Origin of the sequence: Finegoldia magna (assembly GCF_003182075.1) — a bacterium.
In the GTDB taxonomy this organism is placed as follows: Bacteria; Bacillota; Clostridia; order Tissierellales; family Peptoniphilaceae; genus Finegoldia; species Finegoldia magna.
In genome coordinates this window covers 96767-114396 of record NZ_QGTH01000002.1, presented here as the reverse complement: position 1 = coordinate 114396, position 17630 = coordinate 96767, and the positions used below count along the sequence as shown (strand labels likewise).

Below are 17630 nucleotides of genomic sequence, written 5' to 3'. Positions count from 1 at the left end.
AGTAAAAATAAATTCGATAGACAACAGTTGCTTGACACAGACAGGTCAGAAAGTAAGCAAACATCTCGCACGAATATCTAGACTACGAAAATAAATAAATTCTAAGCTTGTGAACCTAAAATTGTGAACTCGTGCTACGCACTCAAACAGCACAATTTTTTAACGGCTCTTTTCGCTTGAATTTATGATTATTTTCTCCGTATGATATTCTTAGCTTCGATCGTTTGCTTGAAGGTTTCGCTGATTTTGAGATTGCGGGTAAAGGATAGAAAATGGTAAAAATAAATTCTATAGACAACAGTTGCTTGACACAGACAGGTCAGAAATTAAGCAAACATCTCGCACGAATATCTAGACTACAAAAATAAATAAATTCTAAGCTTGTGAACCTAAAATTGTGAACTCGTGCTACGCACTCAGACAGCACAATTTTTTAACGGTTCTCTTCGCTTGAATTTATGCTTATTTTCTCCGTATGATATTCTTAGCTTCGATTGTTTGCTCGAAGGTTTCGCTGATTTTGAGATTGCGGGAAAAGGATAGAAAATGGTAAAAATAAATTCGATAGACAACAGTTGCTTGACACAGACAGGTCAGAAAGTAAGCAAACATCTCGCACGAATATCTAGACTACGAAAATAAATAAATTCTAAGCTTGTGAACCTAAAATTGTGAACTCGTGCTACGCACTCAAACAGCACAATTTTTTAACGGCTCCCTTCGCTTGAATTTATGATTATTTTCTCCGTATGATATTCTTAGCTTCGATTGTTTGCTTAAAGGTTTCGCCGTGTTGATGATTGCAGGGAGAGGATGGAAAATGATAAAAAAATTTTCGAAAGACAACAGTTGCAAGACACACGTAGGTCAAAAAACACGCAAACATCTCGCACAAATATCTAGGGGAAAATTTAATGTTCTCAATCGCTCAGCCTCACTTCAGAAATCTTCTTTTAAGAAAATTTAACTGAAGATTTCATCGTTCGAAGCGTCGCTCATAAGAAGCATTAAATTTTATATGATGATATTAGTGAGCTTCGATTGTTTGCTTGAAGGTTTCGCGAAAGTCATGGATTGCAGGATAAGGATGGAGAATTGCTGAGAAAAGTCGCTAGACAAAATTGCAAGGCACACATGAGGAAGAAATAAAAAAAATAAAACAAAATATAAAAAGCATAAAATTAATCAAAAAACAGATAGTCTTCTTTAAAAATTACGGCGAAGGAAGTGAAAGAAAATGGACACAAAAAATAAGAGTCATTTTCCATCTTCTGAAACAACTCTTATTTTCCGAGCAAACTGCACTTAAACTGAAATTTTGGTTCGATCATTTCCTTATCCACTCCTTAATAGTAATCTATCAGATAAACTTGCTTTTCAAGATATAACGAATCAATCTTTAAATCTTTAATTAACTAAAGTTTTCGATACTTAGGATAAAATTTTAAATTTTAATGTTTTAAGTTTAAATGTTTAAAGGTTCTAGTTTTATTTGTCTTCAAATAAAACGGGTAGTATTCCTGCGATTTTTGTTTATATATCCTTTTCATCGGAATCAATAAACTAAAGTAACAGTTCTGCTCTACAATTTAGATATCTTTTATTGTAGTATATATATACCCACTGAAAAATGTTTTAAACACTTTTTTGAAGTTTTTTTGAAAAATATTTAAAAAAATTTGTAAAAAATGATTTTGTTTGAAATTTCTCGAAATGAGGTATAATAAAAAAAACACATGATTTAAAATCATGCGCATATAAGAAAGGAGTAAGGGGAGTCAACTCTGGAAAATTTTGAAGGCATGAGAGTTTTCCCCTCTAACTTATTAACTAATTTAGATGTGAAGTAATTGTTTGATGATAAACCAAAATATTGGAATAAATATTGCTGGAATGTAATCCATGATTTTGAATTTTTTGATTTCTAGCATATCTATACCAAGTAGGACTATCAACAATGATCCTACTACGGAGATGTTTTCAATTACTTCTGGTACTAAGACTTTGCTTAGTGATGTTGATAATAAAAATATTAGTGTGTTCATCACAAGTCCAACAACGCCTGACAGTGCAACTGTTAATCCATATGTTGCTGAGAACAAAAATGTTGTGATACCGTCTAATATTATTTTAAATTGCATTATGTCAGCGGATCCGCTTAATCCTAAATTCAATGGAGCAAGGATTGCCAATGATCCGATATTTTGTAGCATTATTAATGCAATAGCGCCTTTCATGGACGAGCCAGATGAGTCTGGAACTTTGTTTTGCAAATACTCTACAAGGTTAGCTAATTTCTTGTCCAAATCAAGACCGTTACCTATTATAGCACCGATAACTAAGGAAATCAACATAAAAATAAAATTATTCGTTTTGACACTTCCTTGTATTCCCATTATTAATATACAAACGGCGACAACGTCCATTATACTTTTTATTAGTTTTTTTGGTAGGAAAGATTTTAGAAGTCTTCCCAAAAAGGCTGCGACTGCAACCGCTACAACATTTATTAATATGTAAAACATCATAATCCTCCACGAAATATGATAATATATTTTATTCAATTTGTAAAGTAATATTTTTATTAATTAACAATGTAATATTTGAAAGTGGTAAAAATATGTAAATATTATATCACAATAAAATAATCTGCATAAAAGCTACATATCAAATGAGCAAAAATATATCAATAATTTGTAAAATTTAGGAGTTCGATATGAACGAAAAAATCGAATTAATCAAAACTAAAGAGATAAATTTCCTCAAAGAACTGGATAATTCTGTCATCAGATTCAAGCACAGTCTTCCTCATCACAATGGCAGTTTGTTAAATAGGGTTCTTGTGGAAAAATTCATAGCTCAATCTAAGATTGATTTTTATGAGGAATATAAGGATGTATCTTCTCAGTATAATTACATATACACTAAGAATAAACTTGTAGAAGAAAGATGCGATGAAATCATTCAGAATTTTCAAGATATGGAAAATGATATGAGTTTTCTGGACGATGCTATCAAAAATTCTGGAGATATAGAAAAAGGATTTAATTTTAGGTTTTATCTTAAGAAAATTATAGAGAGTTATAAATTTTCACGCGATAATTCAAAAGACACGGATAAGAAAAGTAAAAGAGCTCATCTTAAATCGAAAAATAAAAGGGAGTTCATAGTAAGTGAGTATTCAAAGGATAGCGTGTATTTGTACAGTGTTAAGAGAAGCCTGAAGCAAGTGTACAAAAAGAGAATAAATACTGAGGTGAACAAGCTTAGGCGTGATTTGTACGATTTGAGAAAAAATATGAAGGTTGATCCCAAAGATTACGATACAACATTCAAGGCTTTATATTTAATTCCTGGTGTGGGACAGCTTCAGTTCAATCAACTGTATAAGTTTTTGATTATGATTGCGATATTTTTGGCGAGTGTGTTCATTCTCATTGGAGATACGCATATCGATAAACTGGATGAGTTTATTATTGGCATATTGGTCGTTTTGGAAATTATCAATATAGTAAATTATAAAAAAATCGTCAGAGATATTAATAAAGGAATTCGTCCGAATAATTTTAGAGAGTCGATTATTAACATAAAATTAAAGGTTAAAGGATTTTTCATTAATAATATTAAACTTATTTACTGGATACTGTGTGGAATAGTTGCTGCTTTTAATATTTTTGTTGTGATTGCAACTGTTTTGGGAGAGGATTTGACACTTGTTCTGAAAAATTACGAACGATTTTACATTCAGTTTGATTTGAAGATAGTGTGTGCGTGTGCTCTACTTAGTGTGATGGTGTTTTCGATTGGAGAGATTGTATCTTTGATTGTGTGGAGGATTTTCTCCAGAGTTGACAAGGAATTGAATCTTTTCATGTGTATTATGTCAATTGCATCACTGTTTGCATTGCTGATGTTTCCAAATGATTTTGTGTTTACGAAAATATTTGGAATTTTTAACCAATACGTACTCCACGACCAAAGTTTGATGTTAATTTTCAGGTTGACTTTTTGGTTACTTACAGGTATAGTCACAGCTTACAATGTGTATTCAATGCAAAGAATAGGATTTTTCTCTAATAATATCAATTATTTGATGCACAATGACGATATGAACAAGTTTGAGTATTATAGACGGGTTGTGTTTCCGATTTATTCTAATAAGGTTAATCTGGTTACGATTTTGTTGAATTTTATGGCTTTTTATGTGATGTTTTGTTTCACTGGAGTGTATTTTTCTCACATGGTTGATATTTACAATGAAGGCGCTATGGATATTCTCATATTTTTTGTAAGAAAGCTTAACAGTAATTATTATTACTTGATAGGTTTTATAATTGTGGCGATATTTTCTGTTGTCAATTTGTGTTGGGATATTATAACTAAGATTAGGGTTAGAAGGTAGTTATGGATATTGTATTTGAAAATTATAGTACGAATTATTTTGAAAATTTGACAGGGAAAATCTCTCAGAATTGTCAGGTTTTTTCAAATAAAATAACTTTGGATAAGTTCATAGCTGTATTAATGAATGTAAAATACGCAAATGGGAATATGTTAATAGATGGAAAGATTTCAAACAATGTGATATCGAAGTACCGTGGATTTTATGTTGTGGATGAGTTTATGTTATATCCTCATTTGAATGTGTACGATAATTTGTCGTTGGTGTTGCGTTCAATGAAGATGTCTCCTGTGACAATTTACAGGAAAATTGAGAGTTTGAATGAAAGTCTGAATGTTGATTTGGATAATAAGTTAAAAGAATGTGATGATGATACTATCATCAAACTTTTTTATGCGAAGGTTGTGTTGGCACAGAGTCAGTTTGTGATTATAAAAAATTACAATAATTACACAAAAATTTTTGCTAAGAAAAATATGAGAAAACTTACTCAGATGTTTGATGAGAAGAATATTAACTATATTATTTTGTGTGACAAGAAGAAAAAATTAGTTGATGATTTACCGATTTTAAAGCTAGGCAAGAGTAGCATTTCTGATGTAAAATGATTTGAACATTTTATTAAAATTATATATTTTTAGCTTTTTGAAAAATTTTAATACTATATTTTCAGTGTTATTTCACTTAGATTTGTGGTAATATTTAATAGGAATTAATACTATAAATTGTAGTTGGGTTTTTATAATCCACTATATACACGATAAAAGGGAGTAATAATGGAAATAAAAAAGAGAGATGGCAATATTGTCGATTTTGATAGATTGAAGATAAAATTAGCCATGAAAAAAGCTTATGCTTCTGTAGGAATTTACGCAGAGGAAAATGAACTGGAAGCTATGGCACAAGAAATTGAAAACACTATTGTGAACAAGTATCCGAAAAATCATGTGGTTACTGTGGAAGAAATCCAAGATTTGGTGGAATTGACTTTGATTGATCACGGTCAATACAAGGTTGTAAAATCTTTTATTTTGTATCGTGCAAAACATACCACAGACAGAAAAGTTATCGAAGAGTTCGAAAGATTTATCACAGATGAAGATGTCATCGAAATCATTAGATATATTCAAGAACACTACGATTCTACTAGGTATTCGATTGAGAATTTGTATTTGAAGTTTGAATCATTTGTTAAGCCTAATCTGTCACAATACGATATGGTGAATTTATTGTCGAAAGCTTCTGGGGAACTTGTTAGTAAGGAAGCTCCAAATTGGGAATATATTGCATCTTTGTTTATGAATTATAATTTGAAACAAAATATTAAGAAGTTAGAAGTTCAATACGATCTTCAAGATTTTAAATCAAAGATTAAGTTTTTGGATGAGAGAGGATTGTATGGTTCATACATCAGAGAAGTGTATACTGATGATGATATTGACGAATTGGAAAAATACATTGATGACGACAGGGATAAGTTATTCACATTCAGTGCTTTGGATTTGATTATAAAAAGATATTTGATTAAAACTCATGACAACAGAGTGATGGAATCTGCACAAGAAATGTTCATGGGGATTGCGATGCATTTGGCACTTAAAGAAAAGGATAGAATTCATTGGGCAAAGAAGATCTACGATAATTTGTCCACATTGAAAGTGACTGTGGCAACTCCTACGATGAGTAACGCCAGAAAGCCATTCAATCAATTGTCAAGCTGTTTCATAGACACTGTTCCTGATACTTTGGAAGGAATTTATCGTTCGATAAATAATTTCGCACAAGTTTCTAAGCATGGTGGTGGAATGGGATTGTATTTCGGAAAAGTTCGTGCAAATGGATCCGACATTCGTGGTTTCCAAGGTGTTGCAGGTGGAGTCATCAGATGGATTAAACTTGCAAATGATACTGCTGTTGCAGTGGATCAATTGGGAGTACGCCAAGGTTCTGTAGCTGTGTACTTGGATGTGTGGCACAAGGATATATTGGAATTTTTGCAACTTAGAACAAACAACGGTGATGACAGAATGAAGGCACACGATGTGTTCCCATCTGTTTGCTACCCTGATTTGTTCTGGAAGATGATTCGTGACGATATAGACGGAACTTGGTATATGTTCGACCCACACGAAATCTCTGTGAAAAAAGGATATAACTTGGAAGATTATTACGGAGACGAATGGGAAAAAAGATACAACGAATGTGTGCTTGACGAAAGTATTTCCAGACGTAGCATAAAAGTAAAAGATTTGGTAAGACTTATTATAAAATCATGGACAGAAACAGGAACTCCATTCACATTCAACCGTGATACTGTAAATAGAATGAATCCAAACAAACACAAGGGAATGATTTATTCTTCTAATTTGTGTACAGAAATTATGCAAAATATGAGCGAAATTCATTCTATTAGTGAAACTATAGAAACAGAGGACGGAGACGATATTATCGTTACAAAAACAAAACCGGGGGATTTTGTTGTGTGCAACTTGGCTTCTCTTGTTTTGGGAAATATTGATGTGAACAATGATGAAGAATTAGAAGAAGTTGTGGAAACAGCGGTTAGAGGACTTGATAATGTTATTGATTTGAACTTCTATCCACTGGAATACGCAAAGTACACTAACAAAAAATACCGTCCAATCGGACTTGGAACAAGTGGATATCATCACTGCTTAGTAAAAAACAATATTATGTATTCGGATGTTGAAAAGCATTTGGAATTTGCAGATAAATTGTACGAAAAAATCAATTATTACGCTATCAAGGCAAGTAATAAAATCGCCAAGGAAAAAGGATCCTACGAATATTTTGAAGGTTCTGATTGGGAAAATGGTGAATATTTCAAATTAAGAGATTACAATTCTGAAAAATGGAACGAATTATACCATGATATTAAGAAAAATGGAATGAGAAATGGATATTTGATGGCAGTGGCACCAACTGGTTCTACATCTATAATAGCAGGAACTACTGCGGCAGTAGACCCTGTAATGAGCAGATATTTCCTCGAAGAAAAGAAGGGTACAATTGTCCCACGTGTTGCACCAGGACTTAGCCCACAAACATTCTGGTTGTACGAAAATGCCCACGAATTGGACCAAAATATAACTGTAGATGCTACAAGTATAAGACAACGCCACATCGACCAAGGACAATCCGTGAACATCTATATTACGACTGATTATACGATGAGAACTATATTGAATATCTACATCAGAGCGTGGGAAAAAGGAATCAAATCCATCTATTATGTTAGAAGTAAATCATTAGAAGTGGAGGACTGCGATAGCTGCAGTGCATAATTTTTATGAAGAAATTATTATCAGTAATGTTGAGCCTGGCGCTTGTACTTGGAGTTACAGGTTGTAACAAAGAGCAAGAAAAAGTTGAACCTAAAGCTCCAGTAGAAAAAGTTCAACCAAAAGACGATTTAAATGGCAAAAAGCCAAGCGAAATTGATTCGTCTATAAATTACGATGAATACGTGGATACGAAGGCCAAATTAATCAAAGTCATCAAAAAATTGCACGAAACACGTGGCAAAGAAGAGATAGTATTCCTGGGAAATGACAAATCGCAAGTCGAAAATTTCATGAATGAATACGATAAGAACGATAAGAAAACTGCCGAAGATAATTTGGTAGTTGGCGATATGAAATTCGTAAAAGATTCGTCAATCGGTAAACCAATCTTCTCCATGAAATTAAAATCGGTGTTGAACGAAGATTTCAGAGATGAGCCTTATAGCTTGGAATTCACTTACAAATACATCGACAAGTTAAACGAGTTAACGAAAAAAGTAAAAGCCGAGGATGATTTTGAAACGGTGAAAAATTTGGCGAAAGTTTTGATTGACGATTACAGATACGATCCACAACTTTCATCGACATTTGGTTGTGATTTGTTGTTGAACAAAGAAGGAACTTGTAATTCGTTCAGTGAACTTGCCAATGATGTGCTAAATAATTGCGGAATTTATTCTGAAATTTGGTGGGTGGATTCAATGCCGGACGATGTGTTGGACAAAGTTTCCAATCCATACAGAAATCATTCAATCGACAGAGCAAGATTAAATGGCAAGATGTATTTCTTGGATTTTACTCACTCTACGATTTCTCACAAAAACGCAAAAGATTACGGATTTCAAAATAGACCGAAACTTATTATGGAAATACTACCAGAGGTAGAACGTGACAAAAACCAACTATACACTGGATATTCAAAAGTTCGTGAACCTATTTTGGTTAACAAAGGATTTTGCGATGGGCACTACAGCATCGACAATCCTTACGCAAAGTATTCTGATCTCGGATTGGGTTGGACAACTTACGGGCAATTACTGGATAACTTGCGTAAAAATCCGTACTTTAAGTAGTTAAAATTAAATGATAAAAAGTTTTTAAAAGTTTTTTAAAAAAAAGCTTGACAAATATTTTTGGAGCGTGTATTATATATCCATAAGCTAAACAAATAAACATTAACGTTGATAAGAAGAGTGAACAATGAATGCTTTTTCAGAGAGTCTCAGTTTGGTGAAATGAGATAAAGAATAGTTGTTGAAAATGGTCTTGGAGTTAGAAAAGTCGAACAGCATTTGCTTTTAAACTTTTCCGGTTGCATCCGATATCTTGTGCTAGGTATGAATACGTACTGAACAATGAGAAAATGCATATGTATATATGTATATATGTATTTAAAAATAAGGTGGTAACGCGGATATATTCGCCCTTATGTGATGAATGTCACATAAGGGCTTTTTTTATTATAAAAATGAGGTGAGAGTATGATTGAAGTATTAAATTTGAAGAAAACTTTTAATACAAGTGAGAAAGAATTTAATGCAGTTGATGATGTAAGTTTCAAAGTAAATAAGGGTGAAATTTACGGAATAATTGGTTTGTCAGGAGCTGGCAAATCGACACTTGTAAGACTTCTAAACAGATTGGAAGAACCGACAAGTGGAAAGGTAATAATAGATGATGTTGACATAACATCGTTGAAGCAAAAGGAATTATTGGAAGCAAGAAAAGAAATTAGCATGATTTTCCAACATTTTAATCTATTTAATCAAAAAAATGTCTACGAAAACATTGCTTATCCATTGAAGCTTCAAAACATTCCAAAAAATGAAATAGAAAAAAGAGTTAACGAGTTGTTGGATTTCATTGGACTCAGAGATAGAGCAAAAAGTTATCCTAGCCAATTATCAGGTGGACAAAAACAAAGAGTTGCAATTGCAAGAGCATTATCCACAAATCCTAAGGTGATTTTGTCAGATGAATCTACAAGCGCACTTGATCCACAAAACACGCAACAAGTTTTGGAGATTTTGAGAAAATCAGTAGACAAATACAAAACGACGATAATAATGATAACCCATCAAATGGAAGTTGCAAAAGATGTTTGTGACAGGATTGCAGTGATGGAAAATGGAAAAATCATCGAAGAAAATTCTGTAGAAGAATTATTCAAAAATCCAAAAACAGATGTTACTAGAAACTTCATCAGAAAGCTTGTAGAAGAGGATGAAGAAGAGATAATAACTGACGATTTTAAGGGAGATGTCGTTAGATTAACTTATTCCAAGAAGTCTTACAACAAACCGATATTATCACAAGCAGCGAGAATTTCCGGAATAGATTTTAGTATTATATCTGGAAATATCAACAAACTTCAATCCACAGGAGTTGGATACACAGTGGTTGAACTTATCGGTGACAAAGAAAATATACAAAAAGCAAAAGACTTTTTGACAGAAAATGATATTAGAGTAGAGGAGGTTAAATAATGGATGATTTATTACATTTGGTATTAGAAGCCACAGGCGAGACATTGTACATGATTTTAGTTAGTACGTTTTTCACAATTTTATTTGGCCTTCCATTGGCACTTATTTTATATACAACTGGAAAATCTGGACTTAATCCAAAACCAAAACTATACGCTGTGTTGGATGTAATAGTTAACATTACAAGATCATTTCCATTCATCATATTGATGATTGTATTACTTCCACTATCCAAGTTGATTGTCGGAACAAAAATAGGAACATCAGCATCCATCGTTCCATTGACAGTCGGTGCAATTCCATTTTTGGCGAGATTATTCGAACAAGAATTCTTGAATGTGGATAGAGGAATCATTGAAGCGTCAAAATCAATGGGAGCAAGTAATTTTAACATATTGACAAAAGTATTGATTCCAGAATCATTGCCACAATTAGTGTTGGCAATAACAAACTTAATGATCACACTGATTGGATATTCTGCAATGGCAGGAACAATCGGTGGAGGAGGCTTGGGAGCCTTGGCAAAAAGATACGGCTACGACAGATTTAACACAGAAGTATTATTGTGGGCAGTAGTTGTAATTATAATCTTGGTTGAAATTGTACAAATATCAGGTACAAAAATTTCAAATAAATTAAACAAAAAAAATATTTAGGAGTGGTAAAAATGAAAAAGAAAATTTTATTAGTAGTATTGGCATTAGCATTGGTATTAACATCATGTGCTAAAAAAGAAAGCAAAAAAGAAGACGGACAAAGCACAAAACAAGAATCACAAACTACAGAAAACAAGAAGGTTGTGATTGGAGTATCTCCAGCACCTCACAAAGAAATAGCAGAAAAAGCAAAAGAAATCTTAGCAAAAGAAGGAATTGAACTAGAAATCAAAGAATTTGATGATTATGTAACACCAAACACATCACTTCAAGAAAAAGATATTGACTTGAACTTCTACCAACACATTCCTTACTTGGATAACTTCAACAAGGAAAGAGGAACAAAATTAGTATCATTGGGAGCAGTTCACTTGGAACCAATGGGAATATATTCTAAAAAATACAAATCTTTAGATGAATTAAAAGACGGTGACGAAGTTATAATTCCTAACGATGCTACAAATGGAGCAAGAGCATTAAAAATATTAGAAGATAACAAAGTAATCAAATTAAAAGAAAATGCAGGATTAGAAGCTACTGAAAAAGATATTGCGGAAAATCCTAAAAACTTAAAATTCACAGCTGTAGAAGCAGCAACTATTCCAAGAGCATACGAAGACGCTGCAATTGCTGTAATCAATTCAAACTTTGCATTAGAAGCAAAATTATCACCAAAGAAAGATGCTATTGCAATCGAAAAATCAGAAGGAAACCCATTTGCAAACATCATAGCTGCAAGAGAAGAAGACAAAGACAACGAAACTTACAAGAAAGTATTGGAAGCATTCCAATCAGACGAAGTTAGAAAATATATTGAAGAAAAATTTGATGGAGAAATAATTCCAGCAAAATAGAAATAATTAGGGGGAGATTGAAAATGAGTTTACACGTACCATTTAGATATGATTATGTAGGAAGTTTCTTGAGAGATGAAAAATTACTAAAGGCAAGATCGGACTTCGAAAAAGAAATAATCACAAAACAAGAACTAACAGAAATTGAAGATGAATGTATCAAACAATTAATTGATAAACAAAAGGAATTGGGCTATCACGTAATAACTGATGGAGAATTCAGAAGAAAAAGCTGGCATTTGGATTTCTTCTGGGGACTTAACGGAATAAAAAGAGTTGAACTTGACCATGGATATTATTTCCATGGCAAGGAAACTTACCATACATCAGTACAAGTTGAAGGAAAAATCACAGGCGAAAATCATCCATTTGTAGAACATTTCAAATTCGTAAAACAATTCGAAGATGAAAACACAATCGCAAAACAAACCATACCTGCACCAGCACAATTACTTGTAGAATTATTCAGAGAAGATAATGCAGAAATTACGAAAAAAATCTATCCAGATTATGAAAAGTTGGAACAAGATATCGCGAGGGCTTACAAACAAGTTATCAAGGATTTGTATGAAGCAGGATGCAGAAACATACAATTTGACGATTGCACATGGGGAATGTTAGTAGATTCTGATTATATCAACAGAAAATACGGCGAATCAGTTTCATTGGATGATGAAGCTAACAAATATTTGAGAATTAATAACTTAGCACTTGAAGACAGACCAGAAGATTTGACAATAACAACGCACGTTTGCAGAGGAAATTACGAATCAACATATGCAGCAAGTGGTGCCTACGATAAAATCGCACAAATATTATTTGCACAAGAAAACGTAGATGCATTTTATCTTGAATACGACGACGAAAGATCCGGCGGATTTGAACCATTGAAATACGTTTCGAAAGATAAAAAAGTTGTACTTGGACTTATCACATCAAAAAGAGGACAACTCGAAGACGAAGATGAAATCATCGCTAGAATTCACAAAGCATCTGAATTCATATCTCTTGATAGATTGTGTCTAAGTCCACAATGTGGATTTTCATCTAACGAAAATGGAAACATATTAACAGTTGACCAACAATGGGAAAAACTAAAATTAATCAAAAAAATAGCTGAAAAAGTTTGGGGAAAATAAGTAATCATATATCTCATTTTTATAAATTGCAGGCAATGAAAATTGCCTGTAATTTTTTATGTTATTATACTGTTAATATATCAACGTGTTCATAGGTTAGAACAAATTGAGGATATAATTTAGACAGACTGACCAATAATTTAGGACTTTATTTTTGATTTCAAAGCAGTCGACAATTAAACTTAAACATTCCCAATGGATAATTTTTATCAAAAATTGGGTATATATAGAAGTAAGAAGGGGGAATTTTATATGAATTATGATAAATTATTTTCTTTGATTGATTCAAAGAAAGATGATATGTTTAATGACAGAAGATGGCTTCACGAACATCCTGAACTTTCTTATGAAGAAAAGGAAACTAGTGAATATATTTACAAGCACTATGAAAATAACAATGATGTAAAGGTTGAAAAAAATATCGGAGGATATGGAATAAAGGTTACGATTGACTCTGGTAAGCCAGGAAAAACTGTAGCTTTGAGGGCAGATTTTGATGCACTTCCAATTACAGAAGATACTGGACTTGACTATGCTTCTAAAAATAAGGGCGTAATGCATGCTTGTGGTCACGATGCACACACTGCATATATGATGACTTTGGCAGATTGTTTGGTAGAAATGAAGGATGATTTTTCCGGTAAAATTGTAATCATTCACCAACCAGCAGAAGAAATGCCACCAGGAGGATCAAGTTTTATGATTAAAGATGGCGTTTTGGATGGCGTTGATAATATATTTGGATGTCACGTCATGAGTCAATTGGATTTTGGGAAAGTCTATTACCACAAGGGTCCTACACAACAAGCTCGTGCGAAATTCGTTGCGACAGTAAAAGGAACCGGTGGACACGGCGCTGCACCTCACGAAGCAAATGATGCTATCGTTATTGCTAGTAATTTGGTTATGAGTTTGCAAACTATTGTTTCAAGAAGACTAAACCCAATGACTCCAGGCGTTGTAACTATTGGTTCATTTGATGGTAAAGGTCAATTTAATATAATTAAAGACTCAGTAACTCTTGAAGGAGACGTTAGATGCATGTCTGATGATGCAAGAGTACTTATAGAAAAAGAAGTTAAAAATATTTGCGAAGGATTGGCAAAGGCATATAGTTGTGAAATCGAATTGGATTACAAAAATGATTATCCAGTTTTGATGAATGACGATGAAATGACACAACTTGTGGTTGATGCTGTAAAAGAAGCAAACATTCCTGAAGTTGATGGCGTTGAAGATTGTGGTCCACAAGCACAATCAGAAGACTTTTCATATTATTCACAAAAAATTCCAGCAAGTTTCTTCTATATTGGAGCGAAACCAGATGGCAAAGCATATCCACATCACCATCCAAAATTCACAATCAACGAAGATTCTATGATTATCGCAGCAAAGGCAATGGGAGCTGTGGCTTTGAAGTATTTGAACGAAAAATAAAAGGGGGATTTTATTATGAAATTAATGAAAAAAATTCCTGGAGGAACGTTATTAGTGCCGATGATGATATCGGCATTAATCCATACATTTTTCCCGAATCTATTCAAAATCGGTGGAGTAACTGAATCGTTCTTTGGCCCATCGAGTTTGGGATTCATTTTAGGAGCTACAATATTTATATCTGGCTGTACAGTCAAATTGAGTAGTATCAAAAGTGTGGTTAAAATCTATGGACTATTAATTTTAGTAAGAACAGCAGTTACAGCTTTATTTGCAATTTTGTTTTTCAAATTTTTTGGTATGCAAGGAGTTTTAGGAATTAGTTTAATAGGATTTATTTGTACATTAACATCACTAAATCCTTCGTTGTTCTTGGCAATAATGGAAGACTGTGGAGATGAAGTTGACATGTCAGCGTTCGGATTTATATCGCTTTTTGCAACTCCAGCCATAGCAATGCTTATTTTCGGACTTTCTCAACCGACAAGTGTGGATTACATGTCAATAGTTTCATTGGTAATTCCATTGGTTTTAGGAGTTGCAATAGGAAATATAGACAAAGATTTGGGAAAATTTATCTCAACAGGAATGCCATTCATGATTTTTGCTCTAGGTTGGTCTGTTGGTAATAGCATCGATTTATTTGAAGCAGTCAAAGCAGGATTTTCAGGAGTAATAATGGCAGTAGTTTATTATATTTTGATATTCTTGCCAATGCTATTTGTCGAAAGAAAAGTTTTGAAAAGAGATGGAGTATCCGCAGGTGGATTGTCTACAATTGCAGGATTATCTGCAAGTATTCCAATGATAATGGCAGCAAATGATCCTTCATTAACAGTTTATGCACCAAGAGCAGCAGCCATTGTAACATTCGGCGTAATAATTTCATCGTTTGTTTCACCATTCTTGTGCAATAAACTATACACTGGAGAAAAACAAAAAGAAGAGAATAAATAAAACAAAAGCCAACGCATTTTTAAAAATGTGTTGGTTTTTTATTGCAAGAAAATAAAGATAAAACACAATATAGTCAATTAATTATATGATATAATTAAAATGAAATATTACATAAAATTTTAAAAAACATAATAAGAAATTAACATAAATAGGAGAGATGAAAATGTCAGTAGTATCAAATGAAAATAACGAATCAGCACAAAGAGCGGAACTTCACAGAAAAATTTGGGCGTCTCCTTTGAATGCTACAAACTAATGACAGCGACAGAAGAAAAATGGTTGCGCGGAAAATTCGGCAAAGAATACATCGAATACTGTAAAAAAGTAAATAGAATCCTTCCGTGGATAAGGAAAAAATAAAAAGCAAATAAAAAAGCGGTGGTTATCCACCGTTTTTTGCTTGTAAAATTATTGCATGTAGATTGAGAAGTCGCCAAATTTATCGACAACTTGGATTTTTACATCTAGGAAATGTTCAATGAATTTCACCTTAATCGTATCCTTTATAAAAGACCTGCTCTTTAAAACTTGCACCTTGAAGTCAGGGAAGTTTTTAACGATTTGGACGGAAATATCCTCGCCCGACTTTACCTCTTTGAAAGCAAGATTCTTGCCCTTGAGAGTTTGAAAATAGGATTTGTTTAATTTGCTCATAATAGCTCTTTTCAGAATAAAATTTTTATTTAATCTTAGCTTGTTTACACAAACTAAAAATAAGACAAGATTAATCTACAATTATATGGATAAAGGCTTCGACTTTTTCTGTAATCTTTTTAATTAGATTATCAAGATTATCGTCGTCCATTAGAATACATACAAGGTCAGGGTCCATATCAGTGAAATTAATGTCCTTTTCATTTGCCTTTATACTTTTCCATCCGAACCACCAATCTGAAAATTTATAATCACTACTTATAAGTTTGTTTTTAAGTAATTCATATGACTTGGACTCTGTGTTTATATTTTTGATTTGAAGTCTTAGCCCATAGTATAAATACCAGTTTCTATCATATTCAAATTTTAAAAATAGTTCCCCAATATCTTTAACTTGGCCCAAACTGTAGATAATTCCATAATAAGATGTTTTTTTAGCCTTGTGATAGAAATTTTTTATAATTGTTTCAGAATACCAAGGATTAAATGGCCCAAGGTCTTCGTCTCGATCGACTTTTCTATAATTGAGGTCAGGGAAATTTTTCAACATTTCGTCTAGAGAATTTTCAAGTTTAGTCCAAAACCTCATTTGTAGGTTTGTCTTGGCATCGATGATAGCAGGCTGTATGCTGTTTGCCATATTAAAATTTTCAGGGGATTCCAATAAAAAGTTTTTAACATCCATAGTGTAATCTACATCCTTTCCAGTTATTTTTTCTAACAAGTCTGCATACTGAATAAGCACTTCCCTAAGGGCAGGCTCTCGGGCAGAAATTTTAATACAATTTTCAATCCAGGTTAAAATTTCATTGTCATAGGAAATCAAATTTACCTGGTCTAAGTTGCTTGCACTATCCTCAGATGGAGCATTGCCAAGAAGAGTCAAGTAAAAAACTTTTTTGATATCGGCCTGGTAATTGTTAGCGAATTCTATATACCTGTCCATTTGCTCATATTGGTCACGAGCAAAAATTTTGTTTTCAATAATGATTACATAATTTTTATCCTTGACCTTGCAAGAAATAAATAAGTCCAATCGTCCATTTGAAAAAATTTTTTCTCTCTCAACATCTATGATTTTAAAATCATTAGGACTTACATCATCAGCTGATATTATGTCTGTAGTCTTTAAAAAGCTCAACATAAATTCTTTTTTAAACTTGCAATCGTTTAAAATCGAATAAATAAGTTTGGAGTGGAGGTTAACCTCATCATAGGGATTTAAAAGTTGGGAAAAAATATTAAAATCCGACTTCATCTTATCCAAAAGCTTGTATTTGTTGTAGATTAATTTTAGCTCGTAAAAAAAATTATTCATAAAAACCCCTTAAAAAATATTTATAACTGGATTTCAGTTGTGTTGTAATCAATTAAATCATGTTAGTATAATTATAGTCTTTAATTTAGCAAAAGACAAAGGATCCTTTTAATAAACCTTTTTGCATAATGTATTAAAATGGTTTGTAATAGCATATTTAGTAAAGTTATGTGGTTGAATTAAATAAAGTCTTATACATAAGAAAAAAATAAAGACGGAGGTATACAATGATCAGGACACAAGAGCTCTACCAAAAACTTTGGCGCCCTAGTCAAGGAAATAAAAAATAAAAGATTTCACTAGAAGATTTGCAACAAGGCTTTCGTGACCTGGAACAATCAGACCCAGCCTAAGAAAACTTATTTGAAGACATATACCTTTGTTAAAAAAATTAGGCCGGCCCCCAAAAGCAAAATGAAATA

Annotated in this window: 13 protein-coding genes and 1 other annotated feature; of the genes, 10 read left to right on the top strand and 3 right to left on the bottom strand. The window is 32.7% G+C overall.

Going from position 1 to position 17630, the window contains the following annotated elements; genetic code table 11:
- Positions 1 to 1835 precede the first annotated feature (1835 nt).
- Entirely contained in the window at positions 1836 to 2528 is a 693-nt protein-coding gene (locus DES33_RS01690; protein WP_249033604.1) for a DUF554 domain-containing protein, read from the bottom strand.
- 188 nt (positions 2529 to 2716) lie between these two features.
- Here DES33_RS01690 and DES33_RS01685 point away from each other — a divergent pair, with 188 nt between their 5' ends.
- The 10 genes from DES33_RS01685 to DES33_RS01640 all read left to right on the top strand — a co-directional run bounded on the left by DES33_RS01685 (position 2717) and on the right by DES33_RS01640 (position 15236).
- Positions 2717 to 4402: a hypothetical protein gene (locus tag DES33_RS01685; protein WP_110057916.1), complete on the top strand. Its 1686-nt coding sequence runs from the start codon at positions 2717 to 2719 to the stop codon at positions 4400 to 4402.
- 2 nt (positions 4403 to 4404) lie between these two features.
- Positions 4405 to 5010: a P-loop NTPase family protein gene (locus DES33_RS01680; RefSeq protein ID WP_110057915.1), complete on the top strand. Its 606-nt coding sequence runs from the start codon at positions 4405 to 4407 to the stop codon at positions 5008 to 5010.
- Positions 5011 to 5178: 168 nt separating this feature from the next.
- The gene (locus DES33_RS01675) at positions 5179 to 7707 is read left to right on the top strand and encodes a ribonucleoside-diphosphate reductase subunit alpha (RefSeq protein ID WP_110057914.1); all 2529 of its coding nucleotides are present in this window, start codon (positions 5179 to 5181) and stop codon (positions 7705 to 7707) included.
- Positions 7708 to 7712: 5 nt separating this feature from the next.
- Positions 7713 to 8780, top strand: coding sequence for a hypothetical protein (locus DES33_RS01670; protein ID WP_110057913.1), 1068 nt, complete (start codon positions 7713 to 7715; stop codon positions 8778 to 8780).
- Between the two features lie 99 nt (positions 8781 to 8879).
- Positions 8880 to 9138: a binding site (T-box leader), on the top strand.
- Between the two features lie 50 nt (positions 9139 to 9188).
- Positions 9189 to 10193, top strand: coding sequence for a methionine ABC transporter ATP-binding protein (locus tag DES33_RS01665; RefSeq protein WP_094224374.1), 1005 nt, complete (start codon positions 9189 to 9191; stop codon positions 10191 to 10193).
- Positions 10193 to 10849, top strand: a complete 657-nt coding sequence (locus DES33_RS01660) for a methionine ABC transporter permease (RefSeq protein ID WP_094224375.1) — start codon at positions 10193 to 10195, stop codon at positions 10847 to 10849. Before DES33_RS01665 ends, DES33_RS01660 begins: the two co-directional genes overlap by 1 nt.
- A gap of 11 nt (positions 10850 to 10860) precedes the next feature.
- Positions 10861 to 11703, top strand: a complete 843-nt coding sequence (locus DES33_RS01655) for a MetQ/NlpA family ABC transporter substrate-binding protein (protein ID WP_094224376.1) — start codon at positions 10861 to 10863, stop codon at positions 11701 to 11703.
- Positions 11704 to 11726: 23 nt separating this feature from the next.
- A complete protein-coding gene (locus tag DES33_RS01650) occupies positions 11727 to 12842 on the top strand; it encodes a 5-methyltetrahydropteroyltriglutamate--homocysteine S-methyltransferase (RefSeq protein ID WP_094224377.1) in 1116 nt (371 codons plus the stop codon).
- Positions 12843 to 13094: 252 nt separating this feature from the next.
- Positions 13095 to 14279 carry an amidohydrolase gene (locus DES33_RS01645; RefSeq protein ID WP_094224378.1) on the top strand — a complete coding sequence of 395 codons (1185 nt, stop codon included), beginning with the start codon at positions 13095 to 13097 and terminating at the stop codon, positions 14277 to 14279.
- A gap of 15 nt (positions 14280 to 14294) precedes the next feature.
- On the top strand, positions 14295 to 15236 hold the full coding sequence (locus DES33_RS01640) for a 2-keto-3-deoxygluconate permease (protein WP_094224379.1): 942 nt from the start codon (positions 14295 to 14297) through the stop codon (positions 15234 to 15236).
- Between the two features lie 408 nt (positions 15237 to 15644).
- Here the strand turns inward: DES33_RS01640 and DES33_RS01630 are convergent, their stop codons facing one another.
- Entirely contained in the window at positions 15645 to 15890 is a 246-nt protein-coding gene (locus DES33_RS01630; RefSeq protein WP_094224380.1) for a 7(1) septoil knot domain-containing protein, read from the bottom strand.
- A gap of 70 nt (positions 15891 to 15960) precedes the next feature.
- Positions 15961 to 17208 (bottom strand): PDDEXK-like family protein, encoded by a 1248-nt coding sequence (locus DES33_RS01625; RefSeq protein WP_110057912.1) that lies wholly within the window; start codon positions 17206 to 17208, stop codon positions 15961 to 15963.
- Positions 17209 to 17630: the final 422 nt, after the last annotated feature.